The 13,436-nt window shown below is 65.0% G+C and carries 10 protein-coding genes and 1 pseudogene; 5 read left to right on the top strand and 6 right to left on the bottom strand.

The annotated features are described in order from the left end of the window. The gene (locus tag N181_RS16515) at positions 1–2,217 is read left to right on the top strand and encodes a xanthine dehydrogenase family protein molybdopterin-binding subunit (protein WP_037436705.1); all 2,217 of its coding nucleotides are present in this window, start codon (positions 1–3) and stop codon (positions 2,215–2,217) included. 63 nt (positions 2,218–2,280) lie between these two features. Here the strand turns inward: N181_RS16515 and N181_RS16510 are convergent, their stop codons facing one another. From N181_RS16510 to N181_RS16500, 4 genes and pseudogenes are all read right to left on the bottom strand, one after another. Continuing rightward, positions 2,281–3,081, bottom strand: a complete 801-nt coding sequence (locus tag N181_RS16510) for a hypothetical protein (protein ID WP_037436102.1) — start codon at positions 3,079–3,081, stop codon at positions 2,281–2,283. Positions 3,082–3,131: 50 nt separating this feature from the next. Beyond that, entirely contained in the window at positions 3,132–4,670 is a 1,539-nt protein-coding gene (locus tag N181_RS16505; RefSeq protein ID WP_234885896.1) for a coiled-coil domain-containing protein, read from the bottom strand. A 162-nt stretch (positions 4,671–4,832) separates the two neighbouring features. Then, positions 4,833–5,105, bottom strand: a pseudogene (locus tag N181_RS34815) (polysaccharide biosynthesis/export family protein); the annotation flags it as partial. Positions 5,106–5,504: 399 nt separating this feature from the next. Continuing rightward, entirely contained in the window at positions 5,505–6,527 is a 1,023-nt protein-coding gene (locus N181_RS16500; protein ID WP_037436095.1) for a helix-turn-helix domain-containing protein, read from the bottom strand. 139 nt (positions 6,528–6,666) lie between these two features. On the opposite strand from N181_RS16500, the gene N181_RS16495 reads away from it, so the two are divergent. Next, complete coding sequence (locus N181_RS16495) at positions 6,667–7,734, top strand: alpha/beta hydrolase family protein (RefSeq protein ID WP_037436094.1); 1,068 nt, start codon at positions 6,667–6,669, stop codon at positions 7,732–7,734. Between the two features lie 9 nt (positions 7,735–7,743). On the opposite strand, the gene N181_RS16490 is transcribed toward N181_RS16495, so the two are convergent. Beyond that, the gene (locus N181_RS16490; protein ID WP_060563596.1) at positions 7,744–8,631 is read right to left on the bottom strand and encodes an SMP-30/gluconolactonase/LRE family protein; all 888 of its coding nucleotides are present in this window, start codon (positions 8,629–8,631) and stop codon (positions 7,744–7,746) included. A gap of 152 nt (positions 8,632–8,783) precedes the next feature. Between N181_RS16490 and N181_RS16485 the strand changes: the two genes are divergently transcribed. Beyond that, positions 8,784–9,740 (top strand): dihydrodipicolinate synthase family protein, encoded by a 957-nt coding sequence (locus tag N181_RS16485; protein WP_037436089.1) that lies wholly within the window; start codon positions 8,784–8,786, stop codon positions 9,738–9,740. A 238-nt stretch (positions 9,741–9,978) separates the two neighbouring features. Here the strand turns inward: N181_RS16485 and N181_RS16480 are convergent, their stop codons facing one another. After that, the gene (locus N181_RS16480) at positions 9,979–10,701 is read right to left on the bottom strand and encodes a FadR/GntR family transcriptional regulator (protein WP_037398987.1); all 723 of its coding nucleotides are present in this window, start codon (positions 10,699–10,701) and stop codon (positions 9,979–9,981) included. A 77-nt stretch (positions 10,702–10,778) separates the two neighbouring features. On the opposite strand from N181_RS16480, the gene araD reads away from it, so the two are divergent. Next, complete coding sequence (gene araD, locus N181_RS16475) at positions 10,779–12,503, top strand: L-arabinonate dehydratase (protein ID WP_037436088.1); 1,725 nt, start codon at positions 10,779–10,781, stop codon at positions 12,501–12,503. A 9-nt stretch (positions 12,504–12,512) separates the two neighbouring features. Beyond that, entirely contained in the window at positions 12,513–13,295 is a 783-nt protein-coding gene (locus N181_RS16470; RefSeq protein WP_081319005.1) for an NAD-dependent epimerase/dehydratase family protein, read from the top strand. The last annotated feature ends 141 nt before the right edge of the window (positions 13,296–13,436 follow it).

Here is a 13,436-nt window from a genome sequence, read left to right as displayed (position 1 = left end):
ATGCTACCGAAACTGATGCAATCGCTTACCCTCCCCGCCGCACGCGTCGAAGCGTCGCGGCGGCAATTCCTGATCGGCGCGCTGGCGACCGGCACCGGCCTTGCCATCGGCTTTCACCTTCTCTCTGCGTCGCCAGCAGCAGCGAGCGAAACGGCGACGCCGAGTGGCGCACATGCGTTTTCCCCCTATGTCACGATCGACGGAGATGGGAAGGTGACCGTCCTTTCCTCCCAATTCGAGATGGGTCAAGGCTCTTACAACGGCATTGCCACGCTTGTCGCCGAGGAACTCGATGCCGACTGGTCGACCATCGACGTGAAGGGCGCCGCCGGCAGCATCCAGGCCTATGGCAATGTCGCCTTTGGCGGCGCCATGCAGGGAACCGGAGGCTCGACCTCTATGGTGACCTCATGGGAACGCTACCGCAAGGCGGGCGCTGCGGCCCGCGCCATGCTGGTCGCCGCTGCGGCCTCCGAATGGGGCGTCGAGGCGGCGGAGATCACGGTGGAAAACGGACTTCTCTCCCATCCCTCCGGCAACAGCGGCGGTTTCGGCGTCTTTGCCGCCAAGGCGGCGACGCTGCCGGTGCCGGTCGAGGTGAAGCTGAAGCAGCCAAGCGACTGGAAGCTGATCGGCAATTCCGAACTGAAGCGCTTCGACAGCGCCCGCAAGGCAAACGGCACGGAGCAATATACGATCGACGTCAAGCTGCCCGGCATGCTGACCGCCGTGATGATCCACCCGCCGCTGTTCGGCGCAAAGGTGAAGTCCTTCGATGCCTCTGCCGCGCGCGCCGTCAAGGGCGTGGTGGACGTGGTCGAAACGCCGCGCGGCATCGCGGTGGTCGGCGAGCACATGTGGGCGGCGATCAAGGGACGCGAAGCGGTCACCGTCGAGTGGGACGAGGCAGGTGCGGAAAAGCGTGGAACGCAGCAGATCATGTCCATGTATCGCGACCTCGTGAAGAAGCCGGCGGCGGCAGTCGCGCGCAAGGACGGTGACACCGAGGCTGAATTTGCCAAGGCCGCCAGGGTGATCGAGGCGAGCTTCGAGTTCCCCTACCTGGCGCATGCGGCGATGGAACCGCTGAACGCGGTCGCGCGCATGAACGACGACGGCACGCTGGAGATCTGGGGCGGGCACCAGTTCACGGACGTCTACCAGAAACTCGCCGGAGATGTGGCCGGGATCGCTGCGGAGAAGGTCCGCCTCCACGTGATGAAGACCGGCGGCAGCTTTGGCCGGCGGGCCGTGTTCGACGGTGACGTTGTCGTCGAGGCAGTATATGTGGCCAAGGCCATCGGTTTCCGCGCGCCGGTAAAGCTGCAATGGACGCGTGAGGCCGACATGCGGGGAGGCCGCTATCGTCCCGCCTATGTCCACAGCCTCAAGGCCGGCATCGACGACGGCGGAAAACTCGTGGCCTGGACCGATCACATCGTCGGTCAATCCATCGTGGCAAAGACGGCCTTCGAGGGCATGGTCAAGAACGGGGTCGACCCGACCTCGGTCGAGGGCGCGAACAACCTGCCCTACGCCATTCCGAACCAGACGGTCGGCCTGACGAGCACGGAGGTCGGCGTTCCGGTTCTATGGTGGCGCTCGGTCGGTTCGACGCACACCGCCTTCGCCGCGGAAACCTTCCTCGATGAAGTCGCCGAGGCGGCAGGACGCGATCCGGTCGAATTCCGTCTCTCCATGCTCGAGCCGGATTCGCGCCATGCGACCGTCCTCAAGCTCGCGGCGGAAAAAGCAGGATGGCAGAAACCCTTGCCGGAAGGGCGCTTCCGCGGTGTTGCCATCGCTGAGAGCTTCGGCTCGGTGGTCGCCGAGATCGCTGAGGTCTCGACCGACGGCAACGGCCAGATCAAGGTCGAACGGGTGGTCGCCGCCGTCGATTGCGGCCTGGCGGTCAATCCGGACCAGGTCCGCGCCCAGGTCGAGGGGGGCATCGGCTTCGGGCTGAGCGCCATTCTCGGCGAGGAAATCTCGCTGACCGACGGCCAGGTCGACCAGGGCAATTTCGACCTCTACACGCCGCTGAGGATCGATGCGATGCCGGCGGTCGAGGTCCACATCGTCGCCTCCGCCAACCCGCCCTCGGGCATCGGCGAGCCCGGCGTTCCGCCGATCGGCCCTGCCGTTGCCAATGCCGCCTACAAGGCGCTCGGCAAGCGGATTCGCGTCATGCCATTCGCAAAATCGCTGAACGCGTGACCCTGCCTGCCCGGTTGGCCAGAAGGCCGGCCGGGCACTGCCGCCTGGGGATGGGTGCCTAAATTAGATCACCGCGATGACCCTGCCGGACGAATCGAGGCGACACCTGATTCGCGCCTGACGGACCTGGATGCCGTCTTGACCGGCATAGTCTATGCTGACGGCGAGCGGCGCCGTGAGCGCCCCATTGCGGTGCCGGAGCAGGGAACCGGCGCTTGCCGCACGCACGCGCACGGCGCCAAGCGGTGACGCAGCCGACGCAATCGCCCGTTGGCAGGCGCGCACGACGGTGTTTGGAGTGCCAGGAACCGCTGCAATCGTCAATGGCAGGCGTATGGGGTAGCCCCATTCGCCTCGCTCGTGCCCGGCGCGCTTCTTCAACGGCCAAAGGATGCGTGGCAGAACGATGGATGCTCGCGCGCTCGTTGCCGGGGCAATGCGGGTGATCGTGTTGGCACCGCCAGCCCCTGGTGACTGAGACCCCGCGGTCGCGCCACCGCTGGACGGCCGGGTCCCAGAGCCCGCGGCCGAACCGCCCGAAGCAGCCCCGGAACCGGTCGCTGTGCCGCCGCCGCCCGATGACCCGGCCTTCGAACCGGATCCCACCGACATGCCGCCACTCGTACGGCCGAGATTGCCGCCGACCCCAAGGCTGGATCCTCCCTTGCCGAGCGAGGTTCCGCCTTTTACTCCACCTACTCCGTCGGCCTCCGCGCCGATCCCCGCCGAGACGCCGCTTTTGTTGATCCCCACTTGAGCGCCGACGCCGACCGGACCGACCTTGACGCCAAGGCCTAAGGCAAGAGCCGATGCGGGCCCGATCGCGACTGCGATCAAAAATGTGGCAACTAAGTGCTTACGCATCACCGGGTTCCTCTTCTTTAGGCCAAGCTATCCTCAAAAATGCATTCCACCTACCAGCGGCCAAGCATCGGCGGTCGTCTGGGAAGCAGCGCGTCCGGGAGCAGAACCGTCGCCGATCGAACGGAGGGTGCTGGCTTGCCGAGCTCCACCTTGCGGATTTCCAGCGACCCGCCTCCCCCGGCCGATCCGGCGCGCTTCCGCGCTACTGGCTTGGCACGTTCATTGGCGTGATTGCCGTCGCGCACGTTCCGTCTACGCTCGATGCTTGCGGTGGGGCGCTCAGCCTTCCCCTTGGGGAGGTCGACTTCCTTGCGCTCCACCGCAAGGCCGCGGCCATTCGACCGTTCGCGCTCGTCTCCGAACGCCTCGCTCCGCGCCGCCGAGCTCCGAACCAATTCCTCCCTTGCCGCGTCGCGTTCTTGGCGAGCAGCGTCGAGATCGCGCGCGAGCGATCTTCCCTTCTCGCGTTCCAACGCAAGCGCTTCCCTGGTCCGCATTGCGACGGCCTCGGCAGCCTTTCGAGCCTGCACCGCGGCGGCCTGCTCCTCTGCCGCCAGGTCGGCGCGGGCCTCCAGGGCTGCGGCCGATTGGCGGGCCACGGCGAGATCGCGTTCGTAGGCTCCAAGCTTGCGCCGCTCTTCATTAAGTGCCCGCCTGGCATCGACCAGCGACGCCTCCGCAGCACTGCGCGCTCTGAGCGCAGCAGTGTCGAGACCACGCGCAAGCGATCTTCCTTTCTCGCGTTCCAATGCGAGCGCTTCCCCGGTCCGCATTGCGGCGGCCTCGGCAGCCGTTCGAGCCTGCACGGCGGCGGCCTGCTCCTCCGCCGCCAGCTTGGCGCGGGCCACCAGGGCCGCGGCCGATTGGCGGGCCACGGCGAGATCGCGTTCGTAGGCTCCAAGCTTGCGCCGCTCTTCATCAAGTGCTCGTTTGGCATCAGTCAGCGACGCCACCGCAGCATTGCGCGCTCTGAGCGCAGCAGCCTTTGACCGGATTGCTCCAGCCGACTTGGTCTCCAGACGTTCGATTTCGCGCCGCATGATGGTCAGGTCGCGCGCGAAGCCTTCGGCTCTCCGGCGCTCATTTATAAGAGCCCGTCCTTGTTCAGCCACCATAGCGGCAAGCTTTCGCGCCTGCGCGCCAGCATCGTCGGCGGCGCGCCGCGTGGCGTCAAGGTCGCGTCTGGCCGCAGCCAAATCGCGGCGGAGAATGTCCTCACGCTGACGGCCAGCCGATAGCGCGCCGGTCTTGATCGCGTCGACTTCCTTGCGCGCGGTGAGGAGATTTTCCTCCAGCTCGGCGCGTTTGGCGCGGTCGCGGGCGACCAACTCACGAGCCTCCGTGACCGTGGCTACCGCGGTTTCCCAGTCTCGCGCCGCATTCGCTTCGTGCTCCAGCCGAACCTTCATGGCTTCGAGATCGGCCCGCGCAGCATTGAGTTCCTGCGTCACGGTGGCAGCGCGTTGGCGCTCGGCAGCAAGGCTGCGATTGTGCCGTATCGAGGCGTCGCGAGCAGCCTGACGCGCTGCACGCGCTTCTCCGCGAGCCTTTTCAAGCTCCATACGAGCGGCCGCCAGGTCACTAAGCAAGACTTGCACCCTGGACTGTTCGGATTCCAGAGTTTGTAGTTGCTTCGTCGCTGCGGGCTCCGCGATGCGCAGCTGCGCTGCAGGCGGAGGCCGCTCGGCAGGGGTGGTCACCCGCGATGATGGCACTCGGGGCGCCGGTGTTCGTCGTTGGACGGTTGTGGCCGGACGTTGGTCGCTGCCGCTTCTGGCCTGCAAGCGATCGGCTATCAGCTTCGCCAGTTCACTCTCGCGTAAACCTGCCGCGGGCAGGCGTCCGATTTCCGGAAGTTCGAGCGTCCCACCTGTCCCGATCGTAAAAGTGTCGTTAAGCAGCGCCGCCTCGACTACGCCGCCAAGCAAGGTATGCCATCCAGAAACACTTATCTCGACCGTATCTTGCGGGGCTAGCCTGTCGTCAGTGGGTGGCCCACCTTTCGCGGGAGACCCAAGCAGCATCATGAGGCAGAACGGAACGACCCTGAGCGTGGCGCTCAATGGGGCCTGGCGAGCGCGATGACATGGAGCTGCCGCGGCGCATTGATCCCCACAGGGAAATGCAGGGCTGTCGCACGTTGCCTCGGACCTGTTTACATGATCCATGACTGATCCTTCCGGACATGCGCGACTGGCAAACAAGCCATGCGCGCACAGCGCTGACGATCTGCAAACATAACGTTCAAGGGTAGCAAAGCTGGGTCGCAGCGGTGAGGTTCAAATAGGATTAGTGGTATCCACTAATGTTCTTAGTCCGTCCTCATAACCCAATCGCATTACCTCCTTGGGATGAGCCGACCCACTTTCGCCGCGGCAGTGAGAGTGGTTCGAAGCCCCAAAGGCTCGGACCCGTGTGCTGGATCACGGTGGCGACGGCCGGTTTCGCTCGCGCCAGGAAGCCGGGCTGAGGGAGGTCACGCGTCGGAATTCCCGGTTGAAGTTCGATTTCGTCTGAAAGCCGGATTCGAGCATCGCTGCGGTCACCGGCATATCGGTCTCCCGCAGCAGCCGGCAGGCTTCGGCAATGCGGAAGTCGTTGATATATTGGGAGACGTTCTTGCGCGCCAAGCGATTGACGGCGCCGGAGATCAGCCGGGCCGGCACGCCCGCGCGCCGCGCCAGCCGCGACAAGGTCAGGTTTTCGTCTCGGGACAAGCGCTGCTCGGCCAGCAAATGATCGATTCGATCGAGGACTTCACGATCCTTCGCCGCCAGCGATGCAGCTTGTTCAATGTTTGAAGCGACTACCGGCAGCGGCCGCGCGCGGGCAGCGACGATGGCGGTAGGGCCGAGAAAGAGCAAGGCCAGAAGATTTGCATTGCTCACGATCAGAGCGGCATTGGCTCCCTTGCTCCACCGGAAATCGAGGAAAATCGCGAGGTCGAACAGGGCGGAAATACAAAGCGCCGCGGCGGCGATGAGAAGGGCGCGATGTGCCGCGTGGACGCCGTCGAAACGCGCTTCGTCCAGGGCATCGGGGCCTGTGCGGCCGAGATTCAGGAGAGCCAGCGCGTAGCCGACGAACAGCACGATCAGCGCACCGTCGATCAGCGCCGGAGACAGCACCAGCAGCGCAATTATTCCAAGCGGCGGCGCGGCGTGAAGCCAACGGGCACGACTTGCCCCCGCCTCCCGGTGGATCAGACTGCGGAAACTTGCCAGCACCAGCGGTGGCAGACAACTCGCCAACACGGGCAGCACATATCTGAGAGCTGCGACATCGTAACCCCATCGCAAGCCCATGATGATCGATTGCACGGCGCAAAGGCAGATCAACGCAAGGAACGGCCGAAGACCCTTGCGCGGCTCGTCGCTGCGCAGCGTCGCAACGAGAAGGATGACAAGCAGCGAGGCGACGACGAACGGCAGCGGGAGGAAGATCAAGCTATGTCCTTCGGGTGGCGATCAGTGGCCGGATGTTGACCTAAATCGCGATTCGGGACGACCTCAATCATGATCTAGGAAGCGGAGGAACCCGGCATGCGCGATCATTTGCAGGTCACTTCAACCTTGGAGGTTCCCGATGATTCCTTCGCATGTTCTTGCCGCCCTTGCCCTCGCCGCCGCATTCGCGGCACCCTGCCATGCATTCGAAGCCGGTGTGGGTGAAATACGCATCGCCGCGCCCGAAAGCGGGCGAAACCTTCAGGTCACCGTCTGGTATCCCGCCCGTCCTGGCGGCGAAGCCGTTTTGGTGGGTGAAAACCGGGTGTTCGACGGCGCGCCGGCGCTATCAAACGCACCGCTCCTCGAAGGCCGCTATCCGTTGGTGGTGATGTCGCATGGATCGGGCGGCCGCATCCAGGGGATGAGCTGGCTCGCCGCGGAACTGGCGAAGGCCGGATTTGTCGTCGCCGGTCCCAATCATCCCGGTACGACCAGCGGCAACTCGACCCCCGCCGACACGCCGAAGCTGTGGGAGCGCACGCAGGATCTGTCCTCCGTGATCGACAGGCTCGCGACCGACCCGCAATTCAGCAGCGTCATCGACAGGGATCACATCGGCGTCGTCGGCTTCTCGCTCGGTGGCGCGGCCGCCATGGAGATCGCCGGCGCCCGGGCCAATCTCGAAGCCTATGCCCGCTACTGCGATACCTACAAGAAATGGGATTGCGCCTGGTATGCGGGCGGCAGAGCCTATGTCGACGACAGACCAATCGAGTTCGACAAAGTCGACCTGCGCAAGATCGACCGGGCGCGCTTCGAACAATCGAATCTCGACCGGCGCGTCAAATCGGCCGTGCTGATCGACCCGGGTCTCGCGCAGGCCTATGACGCGCAGAGCCTGAAGGAGATCGCCATCCCGATGGCCTTCATCAATCTCGGCAGCCCGGGGACGATTCCTGCGGCGGTGATCGCCTCTGGGCTGGCGGCGCTGGCACCCCATGCATCCTATGCCACCGTTGCCGGCGCCGATCACTTCAGCTTCCTGCCCGAGTGCAAGGAAGGCGGGGCGGAACTCTTGAAGTCGTTCGGCGAGGTCGATCCGATCTGCGACGATGGCGATGGCCGATCGCGCGGGGATATCCATTCCGAGTTGATCGATCTCGTACGGGGAGCCTTGCAGCGAACCCTCAAAGAGCCTTCGTAAGATCAAACGTCAGAGCCGGCGATCATCGAAGCGATGGACGACGGCTCCCGCCACCGGGCTGCGGGCGACGAAAATGCCACCGGCCCGGCTTTCCTTTGCACTGTCGGCCGGGCGCAGCGAGGTGACGAACAGCGTCTTGCGATCCGGCCCGGCAAAGCAGGGCATGGTGGGTGCGGGCATCGGGAACGGATGCGCCTTGATCAGCCGGCCCTCAGGCGAGAAGCGATTGAGGACGCCGGCCGAAACGCCGGCGCTCCAGTAGTTGCCGTCGACATCGGTCGCCGCGCCGTCCGGGCGCCCGGTTGCCTCGTCAAGATCCACCAGCCGCCGGCGGCCCGAGAGTTCGCCCGTCGCCGGGTCGAACTGCCATCGGTCGATCCAGGGCCCGCGCGAATCCGAGTGGAACAGGACGGCGCCGTCGGCGCTCCAGGCAAGTCCGTTCGAGCAGACGATATTCTCTACGTTGCGCTCGACGGCGCCTGTTTGCGTCAAGCGATAGAGCGAGGCGATCGGCCGCCGGTCGGCGGCGACCTCGTGCATGGTGCCGACCCAGAAGGCGCCGTCCGGCCCCACCTTGCCGTCGTTCAGGCGCGTATCCGGCCTTTCCGGCTCGATCGCGGCGATCTGCCGGGCGATCGCGCCGCTCTCCGGATCGAACAGCACGACGCCGTCGCGCTGGGCCAGGACGAGACGGCCGGACCGCGCGAGCCCGAGGCTGCAGGCGCCGCCCTCCAAGCGCCATTCGACGTGGTTGGCCCCGGAAAGATCGGCGCGGTGAAGCGTGCTCCGACCGATATCGACGAAGAACAGGCAGTTGCGGCGCTCGTCGTAGACGGGGCTCTCGGCCACCTCGCAGCGCAGGTCCAGCACGCATTCAAATGTCAAGTCGAAAGACATGTTTTACACCATGATCTGACAGGCAGCTTTTCGCACTCCACGACAATGCGCAGAATTTTCAATGTTTCGCATCCTCGTTTTTCCTTAACATTCCTCTTGCCTCCACTCAACTTGTAAAATAAAAATACAAGAAACTTGCCAAGGAGATTTCCATGAAAACGACATCCGTCAGCGCGGCCGACCTCAGCGCCTCCGTCCTTTCAGTTCCACCGCTGGCGCGTGACGCACAAGGCTCACCAAGCAAGGCGGAGAATCGTCGACAGGTGGACTGGCTGCGCTCGGGCGACGTGACGACCTATCTCTATGGCGGCAACGCCAATCTCTATAATTTCGGCGTCGTGGACTTCGGCCGACTGCTCGACCTGCTCGAGGAGATCGCGCCGGCCGACGGCTGGATGATCCCGTCGATCGGCGCCGATTTCGGCAAGGCAGCCGATCAGGCCGCCATTCTGCGGGAGCGGGCCTTCCCGACCGCCATGGTTCTGCCGCTCTCCTTTCCGGCAACCCCGGCCGGCCTGGCGTCCGGCTTCTCCAAGCTTGCCGACATCAGCGGCCGTCCGCTGATCGCCTATATCAAGAATGACGGATTCATGGAGGCGGCCGACGTTGCCCGCCTGTTCCGCGACGGCGCGATCTCGGCGGTGAAATATGCGGTCGTCCGTCCGGATCCGAAGAACGATCCCTATCTCGCCGAAATCCTCGCCGCCGTCGGCTCCGGCGAGCGCATCGTCAGCGGCATCGGCGAGCGCCCGGCGATCGACCACATGGAAATGGGCCTGACAGCCTTCACCTCCGGCTCGGTCTGTGTCGCCCCGCATCTCTCGACGGCGATCCTGAAGGCCGGCCGCGAAGGTCGTTTCGCCGATGCCAGAGCCATTCGCGAAAGCTTCCTGCCGCTCGAGGACCTGCGCGACGCCCATTCGCCGATCCGCGTCCTGCACGAGGCGGTGCGGCTGGCCGGTATTTGCGAGACCGGACCGATCGGCGACTTCCTCACCAATCTCGACGGCGCCGAACGGCTCGAGGCGATCGCCAAGGCGGCGCAGGAATTGAAGGCAAAGAGCGAGGCCGCGACCGCAGGCGCGCTACGGCAGTCGGCGCGCGCCTGACGAGCAACTGGCGATGGCAGTTGTCCGACCCCCCTATGGCCTGCCGGCCATCTCCCCCGCAAGGGGGGAGAATGCATGTGGCGCGCGCAGTGCCCATCAACAGGCGCTGTCTACTCGCACGCAGCGTGCTCGGGGCGCTTGGCTTGCGGCGCGTCGATCTCCCTTGTCGGGGAGATTGCCGGCAGGCCAGAGGGGGGTGGGACCTGCCGCCACGCTTCGATTCAGGAAGGACACCTGCCTAGAGCTCGCCGTAAGATCCGGTGACGCGGGCGCGGGACTCGGTCAGGTGATAGCGCATGTGAAGACGCGCCAGATCGGCGTTCTGGCTGGAGATCGCCACGAAGATCTTGCGATGCTCTTCAAGGACCCGGCGCCGCCGGTCTTCCGAACCCTGTTGCGTAAGGCTCAACGCCATACGCATCGAGCCGCTCATTATATCGCGCAGGTCTTGCAGGAGGCGCGGGAAAAGCTCGTTTCCCGCGGCCGCCGCGACGGCAAGGTGGAAGGCAAAGTCCTCCTCCCAACCATTCTCGCCGCGCTGGAAGGCGCTCTCCAGCGCCGCAAGTGCCTCGCCGATCTGGTTCAACTGCGCCTTGGTGCGCCGCATGGCGGCAAGCCCGGCGCATTCGGTCTCGAGCGCCAACCGCGGCTCGAAGGCCCTCAGATAGCTGGCGATCTCCGCCGAAGCGGCGAAATCGGTGAGCTTGTTGGAGGGCCGCGACTTCACGAAAGTGCCTATCCCCTGGCGCGAGACCACCAGCCCATCCGCCTGCAGCCGCATCAAGGCTTCGCGCACCACCGGCCGGGAAACCTGGAAGTCGCTGCAGATGCGCGCCTCGGACGGCAGCTTCGCGCCTTCGACAAGTTGCCCGCTGGTGATCTGCTCGAGGATCTGGCCGTAAAGTACGTCGGCAAGGCGTTCGCGCCGCGCCGGCTTCAGTTTCAAGGATACGTCGTTCAAGAGCTTGGTCTCGCCTGTCATTTTTCTGAACAGGTCTAATTTAGCCGAGCCGATCGGGAATGCAAAGGAGGTCGCCGATGACCAAACGCAAGAGTCCAGATGATCTTAGGAGCTTCCGCTGGTTCGGCGCCAAGGACCTGCGCTCCTTCGGGCATCGCTCCCGTCTCTACCAGATGGGCTACGACCAGCAGGAAATCGCCGCCAAGCCTGTCATCGCGATTATCAATACCTGGAGCGACATCAACCCGTGCCACGCGCATCTGCGCGCTCGCGCCGAGGAGGTCAAGCGCGGCGTCTGGCAGGCGGGCGGCTTTCCGGTCGAGCTGCCGGCCATGTCGCTCGCCGAAACCTATGTGAAGCCGACGACGATGCTCTACCGCAACTTCCTCGCCATGGAGGTCGAGGAACTCATCCGCTCGCATCCGGTCGACGGCGTCGTGCTGCTCGCCGGCTGCGACAAGACCACGCCGGCAACCATCATGGGGGCGATCCAGGTCGACCTGCCGACGATCTTCGTGCCGGCCGGGCCGATGCTGCGCGGCAATTATCGCGGCCAGCCGCTCGGCTCGGGCTCGGACGTCTGGAAATACTGGGCCGAAAAGGAGGCCGGGAAGATCACCGAGCTGCAATGGAGCGAAATGGAGCGCGGCATCGCCCGCTCCTACGGCACCTGCATGACGATGGGAACCGCCTCGACGATGACGGCGCTCGCCGATACGCTCGGCCTGTGTCTTCCCGGCGCTTCGGCCATCCCCGCCTCGGACGCCGGCCATTCGCGCATGGCAGCACTTTCCGGCGCCCGCATCGTCGAGATGGTCTTCGAGGACCTGAAGCCCTCCGACCTGCTCACGGCCAAGGCTTTCGAGAATGCGCTGGCGGTGCACATGGCCATGGCCGGGTCGACCAATGCGATGATCCACCTGATCGCCATGGCGCGAAGATGCGGCGTCCGGTTGAGCCTGGAGGATTTCGACCGCATGTCGGAGAAGGTGCCGGTGCTTTGCAACATCCGCCCGACCGGCGCCTTCCTGATGGAGGATTTCTTCTATGCCGGCGGCCTCCTGGCCCTCTGGAAGCGACTTGCGCCGCTGCTCCATCTCGAGGAACGCAACGTCGTCGGCACGATCGGCGGGGCGATCGAACATGCCGAAGTGCACCTGCCGGACGTGATCCGGCCGCTCGACAACCCGGTGGCCGGCCGCGGCGGCACGGCGATCCTCAAGGGCAACCTGGCGCCCGACGGCTGCGTGATGAAACCGGCGGCCGCCGACCCGGCACTGCTCAAACACCGCGGTCCGGCGCTGGTCTTCGACGATTACGACGCGATGATGCGGGCGGTGAACGACGAGGACCTCGACGTCACCGCCGAGACGGTGATGATCCTGCGCAATGCCGGGCCGGTCGGCGGACCGGGCATGCCCGAATGGGGCATGCTGCCGATCCCGAAGAAGCTTCTGAAGCAGGGCGTGCGCGACATGGTGCGGATTTCCGATGCGCGCATGAGCGGCACCAGCTACGGCGCCTGCATCCTGCACGTCGCGCCGGAATCCTATGTCGGCGGTCCGCTGGCTGCGGTCCGCAACGGCGACATGATCGCCCTCGACGTCGCCAGCCGGACGATCACCCTGGAGGTCGACGCGGCGGAGATCGAGCGCCGGCTCACGGAATGGCGGCCGCCCGAGCGCGACTATTCGCGCGGCTATCTGAAGATGCATGCCGAACATATCCAGCAGGCGCCGGAGGGCTGCGACTTCACCTTCCTGCAGTCGCCGCACAAGCTGCCCGAGCCCGAAATCCACTGAGGTATTCCGATGATCAAGCGACTTCTGGTAACAGGCGCCGGCGGCGGCCTCGGACGCTATGGGCGTGAAAGGCTGAAAGGGTCTGCGGAGATCCTGCGCCTCTCGGACATCGTCGACATCTCTCCTGCCGGGCCCGGCGAGGAAGTGGTGCGCTGCGATCTCGCCGACCGGGAGGCGGTCGCCGAACTGGTGCGTGGCTGCGGCGCGATCCTGCATCTCGGCGCGATCTCGGTCGAAGCGAATTTCGATGCGTTGCTCCAGGCGAATTTCCTCGGCACCTACAATCTCTACGAAGCGGCACGACAGGCAGGCGTCCCACGCATTATCTTCGCGAGTTCCAATCATGTGATCGGCTTCCATCCGGTCGGCGAACAGCTCGACGCCCAGGCGGAGCGCCGGCCCGACAGTCTCTACGGCGTCAGCAAATGTTTCGGCGAGGATCTGGCGCGGCTCTATTTCGACAAGTTCGGCCTTGAGACGGCGTGTCTGAGGATCGGCAGCTGCTTCGACGAACCGAAGGACCGCCGCATGCTCTCCACCTGGCTGAGCCCCCGCGACTTCATCTCGCTCGTCGACAAGCTCATCGCGGCGCCGGCGATCGGCCATCTGGTGCTCTACGGCGTCTCGGCGAACCGCGATGCCTGGTGGTCGAACGGCCATGCCGACTTCCTCGGCTGGAAACCGCAGGATACGAGCGAGCCCTATCGCGAAGCGATCGAGCGCGATCAAGAGACCGCCGCAGGCAGCGAGTACCAGGGCGGCCGTTTCGCGGCGGGCGGTATACTCGGCTAGCGGTGAAAACCGAGCGTTTGGCACCGGGACCTAAATATCGGTTTCGAGGCTATGCCGTCATCGTCCTGCGACGGCACCATGAATGGCACAGTTCGGCCGATACCGTTGAAAAACTCGCCATTGCAGGTGCTTGGGACGCAT

It is taken from the genome of Sinorhizobium fredii USDA 205 (assembly GCF_001461695.1).
GTDB lineage: Bacteria > Pseudomonadota > Alphaproteobacteria > Rhizobiales > Rhizobiaceae > Sinorhizobium > Sinorhizobium fredii.
Note: the sequence above shows the minus strand (reverse complement) of the source record. Positions and strands in the feature narration are given on the sequence as shown.

Bases quoted from the DNA above. Each gene is read 5' to 3' on its own strand.
- N181_RS16470 (WP_081319005.1), top strand. From the start codon at position 12,513: ATGATCAAGCGACTTCTGGTAACAGGCGCCGGCGGCGGCCTCGGACGC.
- N181_RS16495 (WP_037436094.1), top strand. From the start codon at position 6,667: ATGATTCCTTCGCATGTTCTTGCCGCCCTTGCCCTCGCCGCCGCATTC.
- N181_RS16515 (WP_037436705.1), top strand. From the start codon at position 1: ATGCTACCGAAACTGATGCAATCGCTTACCCTCCCCGCCGCACGCGTC.
- N181_RS16490 (WP_060563596.1), bottom strand. From the start codon at position 8,631: ATGTCTTTCGACTTGACATTTGAATGCGTGCTGGACCTGCGCTGCGAG.
- araD (WP_037436088.1), top strand. From the start codon at position 10,779: ATGACCAAACGCAAGAGTCCAGATGATCTTAGGAGCTTCCGCTGGTTC.
- N181_RS16510 (WP_037436102.1), bottom strand. From the start codon at position 3,081: ATGCGTAAGCACTTAGTTGCCACATTTTTGATCGCAGTCGCGATCGGG.
- N181_RS16485 (WP_037436089.1), top strand. From the start codon at position 8,784: ATGAAAACGACATCCGTCAGCGCGGCCGACCTCAGCGCCTCCGTCCTT.